This window comes from Clavibacter sepedonicus (assembly GCF_000069225.1).
Lineage (GTDB): Bacteria > Actinomycetota > Actinomycetes > Actinomycetales > Microbacteriaceae > Clavibacter > Clavibacter sepedonicus.
The window spans coordinates 1842130-1857094 of the sequence record NC_010407.1 but is presented as its reverse complement, the minus strand read 5'-3'; the positions used below and the strand labels follow the sequence as shown (position 1 = coordinate 1857094).

Annotated in this window: 13 protein-coding genes; 10 read left to right on the top strand and 3 right to left on the bottom strand. The window is 71.0% G+C overall.

The window, feature by feature from the left end:
* The first annotated feature begins 88 nt into the window (after positions 1 to 88).
* The 3 genes from leuS to CMS_RS08705 all read left to right on the top strand — a co-directional run bounded on the left by leuS (position 89) and on the right by CMS_RS08705 (position 5294).
* A complete protein-coding gene (leuS, locus tag CMS_RS08710) occupies positions 89 to 2647 on the top strand; it encodes a leucine--tRNA ligase (RefSeq protein WP_012299105.1) in 2559 nt (852 codons plus the stop codon).
* A gap of 359 nt (positions 2648 to 3006) precedes the next feature.
* The gene (locus CMS_RS17125) at positions 3007 to 4056 is read left to right on the top strand and encodes a CBS domain-containing protein (RefSeq protein WP_012299104.1); all 1050 of its coding nucleotides are present in this window, start codon (positions 3007 to 3009) and stop codon (positions 4054 to 4056) included.
* Positions 4057 to 4349: 293 nt separating this feature from the next.
* Positions 4350 to 5294, top strand: a complete 945-nt coding sequence (locus CMS_RS08705; protein WP_223842614.1) for a ComEA family DNA-binding protein — start codon at positions 4350 to 4352, stop codon at positions 5292 to 5294.
* Positions 5295 to 5515: 221 nt separating this feature from the next.
* On the opposite strand, the gene CMS_RS17880 is transcribed toward CMS_RS08705, so the two are convergent.
* Positions 5516 to 5899 carry a hypothetical protein gene (locus CMS_RS17880; protein WP_041464559.1) on the bottom strand — a complete coding sequence of 128 codons (384 nt, stop codon included), beginning with the start codon at positions 5897 to 5899 and terminating at the stop codon, positions 5516 to 5518.
* A 19-nt stretch (positions 5900 to 5918) separates the two neighbouring features.
* On the opposite strand from CMS_RS17880, the gene CMS_RS17875 reads away from it, so the two are divergent.
* Together CMS_RS17875 and holA are read left to right on the top strand one after the other, a co-directional pair.
* Entirely contained in the window at positions 5919 to 7046 is a 1128-nt protein-coding gene (locus CMS_RS17875; protein WP_223842613.1) for a ComEC/Rec2 family competence protein, read from the top strand.
* A gap of 109 nt (positions 7047 to 7155) precedes the next feature.
* Entirely contained in the window at positions 7156 to 8184 is a 1029-nt protein-coding gene (gene holA, locus CMS_RS08685) for a DNA polymerase III subunit delta (protein ID WP_012299102.1), read from the top strand.
* A gap of 112 nt (positions 8185 to 8296) precedes the next feature.
* Here holA and rpsT read toward each other — a convergent pair whose 3' ends face one another.
* Together rpsT and CMS_RS08675 are read right to left on the bottom strand one after the other, a co-directional pair.
* Positions 8297 to 8560: a 30S ribosomal protein S20 gene (gene rpsT, locus CMS_RS08680; protein ID WP_012299101.1), complete on the bottom strand. Its 264-nt coding sequence runs from the start codon at positions 8558 to 8560 to the stop codon at positions 8297 to 8299.
* A gap of 135 nt (positions 8561 to 8695) precedes the next feature.
* The gene (locus CMS_RS08675) at positions 8696 to 9214 is read right to left on the bottom strand and encodes an NUDIX hydrolase (protein ID WP_041464558.1); all 519 of its coding nucleotides are present in this window, start codon (positions 9212 to 9214) and stop codon (positions 8696 to 8698) included.
* 81 nt (positions 9215 to 9295) lie between these two features.
* Here CMS_RS08675 and CMS_RS08670 point away from each other — a divergent pair, with 81 nt between their 5' ends.
* The 5 genes from CMS_RS08670 (at position 9296) to lepA (ending at position 14920) form a co-directional block, all read left to right on the top strand.
* Positions 9296 to 10555 carry an amidohydrolase gene (locus CMS_RS08670; protein WP_012299099.1) on the top strand — a complete coding sequence of 420 codons (1260 nt, stop codon included), beginning with the start codon at positions 9296 to 9298 and terminating at the stop codon, positions 10553 to 10555.
* Positions 10552 to 11529: an epimerase gene (locus CMS_RS08665; RefSeq protein WP_012299098.1), complete on the top strand. Its 978-nt coding sequence runs from the start codon at positions 10552 to 10554 to the stop codon at positions 11527 to 11529. Before CMS_RS08670 ends, CMS_RS08665 begins: the two co-directional genes overlap by 4 nt.
* 87 nt (positions 11530 to 11616) lie before the next feature.
* Complete coding sequence (locus CMS_RS08660) at positions 11617 to 12186, top strand: RNA polymerase sigma factor (RefSeq protein WP_198433861.1); 570 nt, start codon at positions 11617 to 11619, stop codon at positions 12184 to 12186.
* A 46-nt stretch (positions 12187 to 12232) separates the two neighbouring features.
* Complete coding sequence (locus CMS_RS08655; RefSeq protein ID WP_133064084.1) at positions 12233 to 12973, top strand: hypothetical protein; 741 nt, start codon at positions 12233 to 12235, stop codon at positions 12971 to 12973.
* 99 nt (positions 12974 to 13072) lie between these two features.
* Positions 13073 to 14920, top strand: a complete 1848-nt coding sequence (gene lepA / locus CMS_RS08650) for a translation elongation factor 4 (RefSeq protein WP_012299095.1) — start codon at positions 13073 to 13075, stop codon at positions 14918 to 14920.
* The last annotated feature ends 45 nt before the right edge of the window (positions 14921 to 14965 follow it).

Here is a 14965-nt window from a genome sequence, read left to right as displayed (position 1 = left end):
TCCCACCCGTTCGGGACGGGCCCCGCGCGTTCACTAGTCTTGTCGAGGCCTTCACGGCCGCGACCCCCGCATCGAATCGAGAGCGCCCTTGGCACACGAGACCCCCGACACCCCCGGCGAGACCTACGACTTCCGCGCCATCGAGGCCGAGTGGTCGGAGGTCTGGGAGCGCGAGCAGCCGTTCCGCACGCCGGACGCGAGCGACAGCCGCCCCCGCAAGTACATCCTCGACATGTTCCCGTACCCCTCGGGCGACCTGCACATGGGTCACGCGGAGGCGTTCGCGCTCGGCGACGCGGTCGCGCGCTACTGGCGTCAGCAGGGCTTCAACGTGCTGCACCCCATCGGCTGGGACTCCTTCGGCCTGCCCGCCGAGAACGCCGCCATCAAGCGCGGCGTCGACCCGCGCGAGTGGACCTACGCCAACATCGAGACGCAGAAGCAGTCGATGAAGCGCTACGGCCTCTCCTTCGACTGGGAGCGCGAGCTGCACACGAGCGACCCCGAGTACTACCGGTGGAACCAGTGGCTGTTCCTCAAGATGCACGAGAAGGGCCTCGCCTACCGCAAGGACAGCTGGGTCAACTGGGACCCGGTGGACCAGACGGTGCTCGCTAACGAGCAGGTCCTGCCCGACGGCACGTCCGACCGCTCGGGTGCCGTGGTCGTCAAGAAGAAGCTCACGCAGTGGTACCTGCGCATCACCGACTACGCCGACCGCCTCGTCGACGACCTCAACCAGCTCGAGGGCACGTGGCCCGCCAAGGTCCTCAGCATGCAGCGCAACTGGATCGGCCGCTCGATCGGCGCCGAGGTCGACTTCGTCGTCGAGGGTCGCGACGAGCCCGTCACGGTCTTCACCACGCGCCCGGACACGCTGCACGGCGCGACCTTCATGGTCGTCGCGCCCGACAGCGACCTCGCGGCCGAGCTCGTGGAGGGCGCGTCGGAGGAGGTCCGCGAGTCGTTCCGCGGCTACCTGGAGCGCACGCAGCGCCTCAACGAGATCGAGCGATCCACCACCGACCGCCCGAAGACCGGCATCCCGCTCGGCCTCACGGCGATCAACCCGGTCAACGGCGAGCGGATCCCCGTCTGGGCAGCCGACTACGTGCTCGCCGACTACGGCACGGGCGCGGTCATGGCCGTCCCCGCGCACGACCAGCGCGACCTCGACTTCGCGCGCGCCTTCGACCTGCCGGTGCGCGTGGTGGTCGACACCACGCAGCCCGTCACGGGCGCCATCCGCATCATCCCCGAGGACGGCGAGCTGCCGGACCTCGAGGAGGTGCTGCCCGGTCGCACGGGCGTCGCGCTGCCCGGCGAGGGCCGCCTCATCAACTCCGGATCCCTCAACGGGCTGAGCAAGCAGCCCGCCATCAAGCGCGTCATCGAGCAGCTCGAGGCGGAGGGCCGCGGCCGCGCCGCGAAGAACTACCGTCTGCGCGACTGGCTCATCTCCCGCCAGCGCTTCTGGGGCACGCCCATCCCCATCGTCTACGACGCCGAGGGCAGCGAGATCCGCGTGCCCGAGGACCAGCTGCCCGTGCGCCTGCCCGACACCGAGGGGCTCGACCTCACGCCGAAGGGCAAGTCGCCCCTCGCGGCGGCCACCGCGTGGTCGAACGTGCCGAGTCCCGTCGACGGCAGCCCCGCCACGCGCGACCCTGACACCATGGACACGTTCATGGACAGCTCCTGGTACTGGCTGCGCTTCCTGTCGCCGAACGACGCCACGAAGGCGTTCGACCCGGCCGACGCCGACCGCTGGGCGCCCATCGACCAGTACGTGGGCGGCGTGGAGCACGCCATCCTGCACCTGCTGTACTCGCGCTTCATCACGAAGGTGCTGTTCGACCTCGGCTACGTCACCTTCACCGAGCCGTTCAGCGCGCTGCTCAACCAGGGCATGGTGCTCTCCGGCGGCAGCAAGATGTCGAAGAGCAAGGGCGGCGTCGACCTCGGATCCGAGATGGACCGCCATGGCGTCGACGCCATCCGCCTGACGATGGCGTTCGCCGGCCCGCCGGAGGACGACATCGACTGGGAGGACGTCTCCCCGTCCGGCTCCGCCAAGTTCCTGGCGCGGGCGTGGCGCCTCACGGGCGACATCACGAGTGCGCCCGAGGTCGAGTGGAAGACGGGGGACGAAGCTCTCCGCCGCGTCACCCACCGGTTCCTCGCCGAGGCGCCCGGCATGCTCGAGGCGTTCAAGTTCAACGTCGTCATCGCGCGCACGATGGAGCTGGTCAACGCGATCCGCAAGACCATCGACCAGGGTCCGGGCGGCGGCGACGCGGCGGTGCGCGAGGCGACGGAGGTCGTGGCCGTCGCGCTGAGCCTGTTCGCGCCGTACACCGCGGAGGACATGTGGAAGCGCCTCGGTCGCGAGGGCTCGGTGGCCTTCGCGGGCTGGCGCAAGGCCGACCGCAACCTGCTCGTGCAGACCACGGTCACGGCCGTCGTGCAGGTCGACGGCAAGGTGCGCGACAAGCTCGAGGTCGACGCGAAGATCGGGGCGGACGAGCTCGAGGCCCTCGCGCGCGAGACCGCGGGCGTCAGGCGATCCACCGCGGGGCGCACGATCGACAAGGTCATCGTCCGCGCGCCCAAGATCGTGAGCATCACCACGACCCCCGCTCCCTGAGGGGGCGCCTCGAATGACAAATGCACTCTGGCGGCCGGGTATGCGCCCCTACTGAGCATGACGTTGATTACAACACGCGTTCCGATAAAACCAGGGCATGCAACTCCGCAACTTTATCTACACGACCCAAGTGATCAAATACTGTAGCAGTTTTTCTCCCCAACTGGGATGCGTGAAATTCTCGAGACTATCACGAAAATTATAATGCGCTCCTAGTGCAGGGTTTGGGTGCCGCTTAAAACACCCCCGTTCTAGGGTCTACTCTCCCAGCAGTTGATGGCTAGGTTTGACATACGATCCAAGACTCGACCATCCTGATTTGATGTTCGGTGTCACCGCCACCCAGCCCAGGGAAACTAATGACGACTACGACGCCGGTCATTCAACCGCAAGAGTTCACGAAAGATATGTTCGAAGGTGAGCAGATAAAAAACCTGAACGACTTTCTCACGCTTGTAAAGAAGGGGAAGCCTTGGATAATGCCAACTAAGCGACTCATTCACCTAAATGGGAATGCGCGCCGTGGCGCGGTAGTGAATAAGCAAATTAATGACCGACTGAAGTCCAATGGACTAATTTGCGAGCCAGAAATTGAAAATGCAGACTACTATGGTGACGTCGTTATTTACGACCCTCGCGATAAAATTCCTCAACCCAAAACTGTCACCGCTCTGCCTGTCTCAGCCTTCGTCGGTGAGTACGACGGTCTGATCTCTTGTGGTCTAGAAATGCCGGCCGTCAAAGTGCAGACCCTCATGATCATGAAGGACATCTCTCAGGTGCCAGTCCTGAGCAACGACAAGAAAAATATGCACGGGGTCATCACTTGGCAGAGCATCGCTCAGTACCGTGGTGACCTGAATCTGGCAAAAGCCGCGGACATTCAAGGACCGAGGAGCCATGTCGCATCTTCATCCGACGACTTCCTTGATCACGTTATCAGCATTATTGACAAAGAGTTCCTCTTCTATCGCGCTCCGGATGGACGGGTCGATGGAATTATCACGGCAAGCGATCTGGCGCAGGCATTCCACTCGTCCGCGGGCATCTATATTCAGTTACAAGAGATTGAGACGCGCTTGCGCATCCTTCTCGACAAATCTCCCATTCCGCGCCTACAAGGGCGATTGACGCCGAATCGGCGTAACGCGACCGATTTTCGGGGCGCCATTGATATGAGCTTTGGAGAATATATTCATGCACTTCAGGACGCGGACGTCTGGAAGGCAGCCGGTATATCATTGGATCAAAAGGTCTGTCTTGACCTACTCACAGAAGTAAAAAACGTTCGCAATGGTGTCATGCACTTCAGTGCAGGAGCGGGGGAGGTCCTTGACTCTGAGGCACCGGACAGCGCATGTATCGCGAGTGCCTTAAGGAGTTTAAGGGCTACCCCACTGAAAGGCTGAAGACATTCCTGTCTTGTAGATTTACGGGACGCAAGGAACTTCGAACTTACCTCTGCAGCCGCAGACATCGTTGACACGTGATTGAAGACGTACCGCATCGTCCGCGCGCCCAAGATCGTGAGCATCACCACGGCCCCCGCCCCCTGAGGGCGCGGCCACCCGATGGCGCGGTGAAGTCGAGGGCGGTCCGGCGACGGGCCGCCCTCGCTCCATCCCAGGGCGGATCCGTGACGGCGATCCCCAGAACCGGGCGCGGGGCCCGGGCGTCCCCGCGCGCCGCCTACCGTGCCCGCATGCGCCCCCTCCGCCGTCCCCGTCCCGGACCCGATGCCCCCGAGCGGCCGGGATGGGCGGACGACGGATGGGAGCCCGACGCGGCCTGGCCCTCCGACGACGCGCGGCCATCGCCACCGCCACGCGACGACGAGGAGGCCGACGGCGGCATCGCGGCGCCGCCCGCGCCCGACGGTGCGCATCCGCCGCCCGGTCAGCGGGTGCGCGTCCGGCTCCGCGTCGGCATCGGGGCGGCGGTCGTGCTGGTCGGCGCCGCGCTCGTGGTGACGATCCTGGTCACCGCCGTCCAGTCGGCCAGCCAGGCGTCCCCGACGGCTCCCGCCGTCGCGCATCCGAGCTCGGCGACGCATGCGAGCTCGGACGCCGGCGCGGCCAGCGACTCCGCGGACGGCGACGCATCCGGGGACTCCGGGGCTGGGGACCCAGGCGCCGCAGGCGACGCGACCGGTGAGACGGGCGGGACGGGCGGATCCGCCGACGGCGCGCGGACGCCCATCTACGTGCACGTCGTCGGCGCGGTCGTCTCCCCGGGCCTCTACCCCCTCGCGCCGGGGAGCCGCGTGGTCGACGCACTGACCGCCGCGCACGGCTTCGCCGACGGGGCGGACACCGCGGGCGTGAACCTGGCGCGCGTCCTCTCCGACGGCGAGCAGCTCGTCGTCCCCCGCCAGGGCGAGGCGTCCGCGGCACCTGCCCCGTCGGGCGCGGCCGGCGCGGGCGGCGCCGCCGGGGGGGGGACCGCGACCCCGTCAGCGCCCGTGGACCTCAACACCGCCACCGCGGAGCAGCTGGAGACGCTCCCGCGCGTCGGACCGTCCCTGGCCGCGCGCGTCATCGCGTGGCGGTCCGCGCACGGCCGCTTCGCCCGCGTCGCCGACCTCGGCCGCGTGCCCGGCATCGGCGACCGCACGCTCGCGTCGCTCACGCCGCTGGTGCGGGTGTGATGGGGGAGGTGCGTGCGGGCGCCGGGTCGGGTCGGGCGGCCCGGAGGCCGTGGGGATCGGCCGGGCCGCAGGTCGACCTCCGACTGGCGATCCCCGCCGCCGTCGGCTGGACGACCTCGGCGGTCGCGATCGGCGTCCGCGGTGCGTCCGGGGTCGCGGCCGTCGTCGCCGCGTCGGTGGCGCTGGTGTCCGCCGGGATCGCGATCCGATCGGCCGCGCGCTCAAGGACGCGTCCCACCGTGACGGGATCCGCGCACGCCGGGCCGCGCGTCCATCGTCAGCGGGGACGGCCCCGAGCGCGAGCGTCCGCTGTGCGGATGCGCCGAGGTGCGGCCGCTCTGGCGGTCGCCGCCGGGGTGACGGCCATGCTGCTCGGCGCCGCCGCCGCCCGCGAGCCGTCGCGCCACCCGGAGGTCCTCGAGGCCGCGGCGCACGCGGACGGCATGGTGGTCGCCGACGCGGTCGTCGACGAGCCTCCGGCCCCGATGGGCGCGCACTCCGGGAGCGGATCCGGCCGCCCCCACCGGGTGCGTCTGGTCGCCCACCTCACCGCCATCCACGTCGGCCGCGAGGCCGGCGGTCGGACCGTCGACCGCAGGATCCAACTGCCGGCCCCTGCCGGTCGTGGTCTTCGCCACGGGCGCCGACGACCAGCACGACGGATCCGGGAGCGCCCGCCTCGGGGTGGGGACGGTGGTGCGGGTGAGCGCCGCCGTCCGGCCCGCGGATCCGGCCGACCGGGCCGCGTACCTCCTCCTCGCCCGCGGCGCGCCCGAGCCCACGGGCGCTCCCGCCGGCCCGCTCGGCGTCGCCGACCACCTCCGCGCAGGTCTCGCCGACGCCGCGACCGACCTCCGCGGACCGGGAGCGCAGCTGCTGCCCGGCCTCGCGATCGGCGACGTGTCCGCGGTGGGCCCGGACCTCGCGCAGACCATGAAGGACAGCTCGCTGACGCACCTCACGGCCGTCTCCGGGGCGAACTGCGCGGTCATCGTGGGGCTCGTGCTCGCCCTGGCGGCCGCCGTCGGGATGCGTCGACCAGCGCGGGCCGTCGCGGCGCTGGCGGCCCTCGGCGCGTTCGTGATCCTGGTGACGCCGCAGCCCAGCGTGCTGCGGGCCGCCGTCATGGCCGCCGTGCTCATCGTCTCCACCGCATCCGGTCGGCCGTCCCGCGGTCTGCCCGCGCTGGCGGTGGCCGTGGTCGTCCTGCTCACCGGCGATCCCTGGCTCGCGCGCGACCTCGGCTTCGCCCTGAGCGTGCTGGCGACGGCCGGGCTGCTCGTGCTGGCGCCCCCGCTCGCGGACCGCCTGGCGCGCCACATGCCGCGCCGCCTGGCCGAGGCATTGGCGATCCCGGTCGCGGCGCAGGTGGCGTGCCAGCCGGTGCTCCTCGTGCTGCAACCCGGCCTGCCCGTGCACGGGGTGCTCGCCAACATCCTGGCCGAGCCCGCCGCCGCGCCCGCCACCATCGGCGGACTCGTCGCCTGCGTCGTCCTCCCGATGTGGCCGGCAGCGGGCGTCCTCGTGCTGCGGCTCGCGTGGCTGCCCGCGTCGTGGATCGCCGCGGTCGCCTCCGTCGTGTCCCACCTTCCCGCGGGGCACGTGCCGTGGGCGGCGGGGCCGGCAGGCGTCATCGCGCTCGTGGTCGCGACCGCCCTGGTCGTCGCCGTGGTGGCGCTCGGTCGTCCGCGGCCACCGCGGCGCGCTCCGGCCGTCGTCGCCTGGCCGGGCGATGTCCCACCCGACGGCTAACCTGGATCCGCCCGACCCCGTCTCGCCCGGCGCACGGCCCCGCACCCCGTCCCTCGCACTCCGCATCCCGCATCCGCATCCGCATCCCGCACCTCCCGGAAGGACCCGCATGGCGACCAGGACGTCCCGCACCACGGCGGCGAAGCCCTCCGCGGCCATCCCGCAGCTCGCGTGGGACGCGGTGCGGCCGGCGGCCGTCGTCCTCGTGTCGGGCACGGAGGCCCTCCTCGCCGACCGGGCGATGCGGCGCCTGCGCGACATCCTCACGGCGGAGGATCCCCGCATCGAGGTCTCCGACATCGAGGCCGACTCCTACGCGCCCGGCGAGCTCATCACGCTGGCGAGCCCGTCGCTGTTCGCGGAGCCGCGGCTCATCCGGGTCGTGAACGTGGAGAAGTGCTCGGACCAGTTCCTGCTCGACGCCGTCGCGTACCTCGAGCAGCCGGCCGACAACACGTACGTCGTGCTGCGGCATGCCGGGGGAGTGCGCGGCAAGAAGCTGCTCGACGCGGTGCGCTCGGGCCAGGGCGGCGGCATCGAGGTCGTGTGCGCCGAGCTCAAGAAGGACAGCGAGAAGCACGACTTCGCCGTCGCCGAGTTCCGGGCGGCGAAGCGCTCCATCACGCCGGGCGCCGTGCGGCAGCTCGTGGCGGCGTTCCAGGACGACGTGAGCGAGCTCGCGTCGGCGTGCCAGCAGCTCATCTCGGACACCGCGCACGAGATCACCGAGGTCACGGTCGACCAGTACTACGGCGGCCGCGTCGAGATCAACGCCTTCGCGGTGGCCGACTCCGCCATCGCGGGTCGCAGCGGCGAGGCCCTCGTCCTGCTCCGCCACGCGCTCACCTCGGGCGCTGACCCGGTGCCGCTCATCGCCGCCTTCGCCATGAAGATCCGCACGATGGCGAAGGTGTCGGGCGTCTCCGGCGCGTCGGGACAGCTGGCGTCGAAGCTCGGCATGGCGCCGTGGCAGGTCGACCGGGCCCGGCGCGACCTGCAGTTATGGGACGACGCCGGCCTCGGCCGCGCCGTCGAGGCCCTCGCCGAGGCGGACGCGCAGGTCAAGGGCGGCGGGCGGGATCCGGTGTACTCGCTGGAGCGCATGGTGCGCACCGTCGCCTCCCGCGGTCGCGACTGACGGTCGTCGCCGTCGCCGCCGTCGCGGTCGACCGGCAGGCCCGCGACCCGCACCCGGGTACGACGACGGGCCCCGCGCGATGCGCGGGGCCCGTCGATCACACCAGGGGAGGTCAGCCGATCTTGGCGACCTGCTTGGCGATCGCGCCCTTGCGGTTCGCGGCCTGGTTCTTGTGGATGACGCCCTTGCTGGCGGCCTTGTCGAGCTTCTTGCCGGCGAGGCTGACGGCCTTGACGGCCGCGTCCTTGTCGCCCGCGGAGATGGCGGTCTTGACGGAGCGGATGGCCGTCTTCAGCTCGCTCTTGACGGCCTTGTTGCGCTCCTGGGCCTTCTTGTTGGTGCCGATGCGCTTGATCTGCGACTTGATGTTTGCCACGTGTTATGTCTTCCGTTCGAATTGTCGTCGTATGAGTTGCCGCTCAGCGAGAGAGGGCGCCTGCGGCGATACCGCGTGATCGGGGAGGATCACACGCAAGCCAACAGGCGACGATACCAGGTCCAGGCCCGGAAATCAGGCGGCGGAGCCCCGCGCGTCGTGGTCGTGGCCGGGGAGGTCGTCGCCGGGACGCACGAAGCGGGTCTCCGGTTCGTCGTCGAGCGCGTTCCGGATCCGCGCGAGGAAGTCGGCGGACATGTCCGGCAGCGCGTCCACGGGCCACCAGGCCACCTCGAGCGACTCGTCGTCGTTGACGCGCGCCTCGCCCGACGCGTAGCGGCAGCGGAACGTCAGGTCGAGGTAGCTGGCGCGGTCGCCGTTGGGGTAGGTGATCTCGCCCGTCGTGCCGACTCCCACCAGCCGCTCCACCTCCACGGTCACGCCGGTCTCCTCCTGCGCCTCGCGCCAAGCGGCCACGGCCGGCTCCTCGCCGGGATCGAGGATCCCCGTCACGGGAGCCCACGCGCCGGTGTCGCCGCGCCGGACGAGGAGGACGCGCGGGCCGTCGAGGATCACGGCGGTGACGCCCGAGAGCCACAGGGGAGTGGTGCCGATCCGCTCGCGGAGGGAGACGACGAAGTCGGGGATGCCCATCACGCGAGCGTACCGACACCCCGCGTCGGCGCGCCCCGCCCGTCGCATGGCCGCGCCGCGCCCGCGTCCTAGGCTCGGATCATGCCCATCTCCGACAGCGCCGATCCCGTCCGCGCCTCCGCCTCCTCCGTCACCGCGATCGTCGGCGGCCACGTCGTCCCCGTCGACGGCGCTCCCATCCCCGGCGGCACCGTCCTCCTCCGCGACGGCCTCGTCGCCGCGGTCGGCCAGGCCGGCGACGTCGATGTCCCCGAGGGCGCCACCGTGATCGACGCGAGCGGACGCTGGGTGCTCCCCGGCTTCGTCGAGGCGCACGGCCACGTCGGCATCCACGAGGAGGCCAACGGCCCCGCGGGCAACGACACCAACGAGATGACCGACCCCGACATGAGCTCGGTGCGGGCGATCGACGCCATCGACATCGACGACGAGGGCTTCCGCGACGCGCTCAAGGGCGGCGTCACGACCATCGTCGTCAAGCCCGGCTCGGGCAACCCGATCGGCGGCCAGTCCGTCGCCATCAAGTCGTGGGGCGGTCGCACGATCGACGAGCAGCTCGTGAGCGACTCCGTCAGCGTGAAGAGCGCGCTCGGCGAGAACCCGAAGCGCGTGTACGGCGACAAGGGCAAGACGCCGTCGACGCGCCTGGGTGTCGCCATGGTGATCCGCCGCGCCTTCCGCGACGCCGAGGACTACCGCGCCGCCCGCGACCACGCGGAGAAGGAGGGCACGCCCTTCTCGCGCGACCTCGGCAAGGAGACGCTCGTGCGCGTCCTCGACGGCGAGCTCGCCTGGGATCAGCACACCCACCGCCACGACGACATCGCCACCGCGATCCGCCTGGCCGACGAGTTCGGCTACCGCCTCGTCGTCAACCACGGCACCGAGGGCGACAAGATCGCCGACGTGCTCGCCGAGCGCGGGATCCCCGTCATCTTCGGCCCGATGATCACCTCGCGCTCCAAGGTCGAGCTGCGCGACCGCGCCGTGGCGAACCTCGCGGCCCTGCACCGCGCCGGCGTCCTCGTCGCGATCACGACCGACGCGCCCGTCGTGCCCATCGACTTCCTCGTGCACCAGGCGTCCTTCGCGGTGAAGGACGGCCTGCCCGCCGACGTCGCGCTCCGCGCCATCACGGCGAACCCGGCCATGATCCTCCGCCTCGACCACCGCGTGGGCGCCCTCACGCCCGGCCTCGACGCCGACGTCGTGATCTGGTCGGGCGACCCGCTCGACGTGCGGTCGCGCGCCGAGCACGTCATCATCGGCGGCGACACGGTCTACACGTGGGCCGACGGCCAGGGCACCACGGTCGAGCGACGCACGCGCTTCGGCGCATGAGCGACGCCGCGGGGGAGGCCTCGGCCCGCATCGCGGTCGTCGCGGGCGCGTCGGGCTTCATCGGGCAAGTGCTCGTGCGCGAGCTGTCCGACGAGGGCTACCGGGTGCTCACGATCGGCCGCTCGGGCGCGGACGCGCGCTGGGGCGACGAGGACGGGATCCGCCGCATCGTCGACGGCGCCGACCTCCTCGTGAACCTGGCGGGCAAGAGCGTCAACTGCCGGTACGGCGCCGCGAACCGCCGGGAGATCCTGCTCTCGCGCGTGGAGACGACGGCTGAGCTGGCACGTGCCGTCGCCGACAGCGCGCGGCCCGTGCCGGTGTGGATCAACGCCTCCACCGCCACCGTCTACCGGCACGCGACCGACCGTCCGCAGACCGAGTCGACGGGCGAGCTCGGCGACGACTTCTCCCCGTCGGTCGGCCGCGCGTGGGAGCGCGCGTTCTTCGCCCCCGACCTGCCGGCCACCCGCCGCGTGGCGCTCCGCATCGCGATCGTGCTCGGCCGCGACGGCGCGCTGCAGCCGCTCCTCGGCCTCGCGCGCTTCGGCCTCGGCGGTCCGCAGCTCGACGGGCGCTTCCCCGGACGCCCGTCCCGGATCCGCGCCGGCGCCCACCACGTCCACCAGCCCACCCACGGCCGCCAGGTCTTCAGCTGGCTGCACATCGACGACCTGGTCGGCATCATCCGCTTCGTGCGCGACACCGCGTCGCTCGAGGGCCCGGTCAACGCGTCCAGCCCCGCGCCGGTCACGAACCGCCGACTGATGAAGGTCCTCCGCCGCGCCGTCGGCATGCCCGTCGGGCTGGCTGCGAACCGGTGGATGCTCGAGGTCGGCATGTGGCTGTTCCGCACGGAGCCGGAGCTCGTCCTCAAGAGCCGCTGGGTCGTCCCGGAGACGCTCGAGGCCGCGGGCTACCGCTTCCGCTGGCCGGAGCTCGACGCGGCCGTCGACGACATCGTGCGCCGCTGACGCGCACCGCGTCCGTCGACAGCCCTCGCGACACGCCCGGACGTCATGGAGCGTGAAAGCACGGACCCGCGCCGGGCGATACCGGATGTGAGCACCGACAGCGACATCATCGAGCGGTCGTCGACGACCCCTCGGGCGTTCGCCGAGCTGTACGACCGGCACGCGCCGACCGTGCACCGGTACGCAGCGCGCGCGGTCGGCATGCAGGCCGCGGATGACGTGATGTCTTCGACGTTCCTCGTCGCCTTCGAACGGCGCACGACCTACGACCTCGAGCGCCCGGATGCGCTGCCCTGGCTGCTCGGCATCGCCACGAACCTGCTGCACCGCCATCGACGGAGCGACGCTCATGCCCGCCGGGGCATGGCGGCCTTCCACGACGCATCGGTGCCGCTGGACGACGAGGCCGCCGCGTCGGACCGGCTCGACGCGGCTCGCGGGATCGACGCCGTCCGCGCGGAGCTCGCGCGGATGCCAGATCGCGAGCGCGACGTGCTCCTCCTGCACGCGTGGGGCGGACTCGACCACGCCGGGATCGCCCGTGTGCTCGGCATCCCGGAAGGCACGGTCGGCAGCAGGCTGCACCGGGCGAGGCGCCGTCTGCGTCCGCTCGTCGAGGACGCGCAGGGCGCGAGGAGCGGAGCGGACGATGGATGACCGGGTGCTCGACGCGATCGAGCGAGCGGGAGGCGATCCGCCGGCCGTGACGGACGACGCCCTCGATCGGGGACGCGCGCTGCTCATGGCGCGCGCCGACGAGGAGTACGCGACCGCACACCGGGCATCACCGGCGCGCTGGACCCGACGTCGCGCGCTCTGCATGGGGCTGGCCGCCTCTGCCGTCACGGCCGCCGTCGTGGGCGCCGCCCTCGTGGGCAGGCCGAGCGGGGGCCGCGCGCCCACGCCGGCGGCGCCCGTCGGCGACGCGCCCTTCGACGTCGACATCGCCCGCGGCGCATTCGTCCACGGCGTGATCGACTACGACCCGTACTCCGACACGACGGCGATGGCCGCCGCGAGCGACGCGGTCGTCGTCGGCACGGTCGTCCGCGTGCGCGACGCCCGCGTCCCGCAGCCCGGTGGCACCGCGGGGTCCCGCTGGGACACCGTCCTCGTCGAGCTGCGGGTGGATCGGGTTGCGTCCGGGACGGCGCGCTGGCAGGTCGACGGCCGGATCATCATCGAGGTCCAGCGCCCGGGCGCCACCCTCGAGGAGCAGCGGGCCGCCCTGCCGTCGGGTACGCGCATGGTCGCGTACCTCGACTCCGCGCAGGACTTCCTCGACGTGCCCGGGGGCGCCGTGGCCTTCTCCCGCCCCGTCGGGGTGCAGGCCGTGACGGTCCAGGGCTCCGACGGGGGACCGCTGGTCCGGCCGCTCCTCGGGCAGACGGAGGACGCGGACCTCGACGACGCGCTGCCCGGCGGCGCGGCCATCGGGTTCTGAGATCCCGAGGTCCTCGCGCGGCCTCCCGGGCATCCGGCTCGCCCCGCCGTGGGATGATCGTCGTGCCCGTCCCACCGTCGACACATCGTTAAGGAACGCGTGAGCCCCCTAGCAACGAAGGCCCTCCGGCCCGCCGCGACCGACCCCGCGTCCATCCGCAACTTCTGCATCATCGCCCACATCGACCACGGCAAGTCCACGTTGGCCGACCGCATGCTGCAGATGACGGGCGTCGTCGACTCGCGCTCCATGCGCGCCCAGTACCTCGACCGCATGGACATCGAGCGCGAGCGCGGCATCACCATCAAGAGCCAGGCCGTGCGCATGCCGTGGGAGCTCGACGGGCAGACCTACGCGCTGAACATGATCGACACCCCGGGCCACGTCGACTTCTCCTACGAGGTCTCCCGCTCGCTCGCCGCGTGCGAGGGCGCGATCCTCCTGGTCGACGCCGCGCAGGGCATCGAGGCCCAGACGCTCGCGAACCTCTACCTCGCGCTCGAGAACGACCTGACGATCATCCCGGTGCTCAACAAGATCGACCTGCCGGCCGCCGATCCCGACAAGTACGCGGCCGAGCTCGCCTCGCTCATCGGCGGCGACCCCTCCGACGTGCTGCGTGTCTCCGGCAAGACGGGCGCCGGCGTGGAGGACCTCCTCGACCGCGTCTCCCGCACGATCCCCGCGCCCGTCGGCGACCCCGACGCGGCCGCGCGCGCGATGATCTTCGACTCGGTCTACGACGCCTACCGCGGCGTGGTCACCTACGTCCGCATGATCGACGGCAAGCTCAGCCCGCGCGAGAAGATCTCGATGATGTCGACGCGCGCCACCCACGAGATCCTCGAGATCGGCGTCAGCTCGCCCGAGCCCACGCCGTCTGACGGCCTGGGCGTCGGCGAGGTCGGCTACCTCATCACGGGCGTGAAGGACGTACGCCAGTCGAAGGTCGGCGACACCGTCACCACCGCCGCGCGCCCCGCGACCGAGGCGCTGCCCGGCTACACCGAGCCGCTGCCCATGGTCTTCTCGGGCCTCTACCCGATCGACGGATCCGACTACCCCGACCTCCGCGACGCGCTCGACAAGCTCAAGCTCTCCGACGCCGCGCTCGTCTACGAGCCCGAGACCTCCGTCGCGCTCGGCTTCGGCTTCCGCTGCGGGTTCCTCGGCCTGCTGCACCTCGAGATCATCACCGAGCGCCTGTCGCGCGAGTTCGGCCTCGACCTCATCACGACCGCCCCGTCCGTGATCTACGAGGTCACCAGCGAGGACAAGAAGACCGTCACGGTCACGAACCCGAGCGAGTTCCCGGGCGGCAAGATCGTCAGCGTCTCCGAGCCCGTCGTGAAGGCCGCGATCCTCGCGCCCAAGGACTACGTCGGCACGATCATGGAGCTGTGCCAGTCGCGGCGCGGCATCCTCCTCGGCATGGAGTACCTCGGCGAGGACCGGGTGGAGATCCGCTACACGATGCCGCTCGGCGAGATCGTGTTCGACTTCTTCGACAACCTGAAGAGCAAGACGGCCGGCTACGCGTCGCTCGACTACGAGCCCGCAGGCTCGCAGGACTCCGACCTCGTGAAGGTCGACATCCTGCTGCAGGGCGAGCAGGTGGACGCGTTCAGCGCCATCGTGCACCGCGACAAGGCCTACGCGTACGGCGTTCTGATGACGGGCCGCCTCCGGGAGCTCATCCCGCGCCAGCAGTTCGAGGTGCCGATCCAGGCGGCCATCGGCGCGCGGATCATCGCCCGCGAGTCCATCCGCGCGATGCGGAAGGACGTGCTCGCCAAGTGCTACGGCGGCGACATCACCCGCAAGCGCAAGCTGCTCGAGAAGCAGAAGGAGGGCAAGAAGCGCATGAAGATGGTCGGCCGCGTCGAAGTCCCTCAGGAGGCGTTTATCGCCGCGCTCTCGGGCGACACGGAGAAGAAGGCCAAGTAGCCGTCCGCCGCATGGACGAAGCGCCCCCTGCCTCTCGGCAGGGGG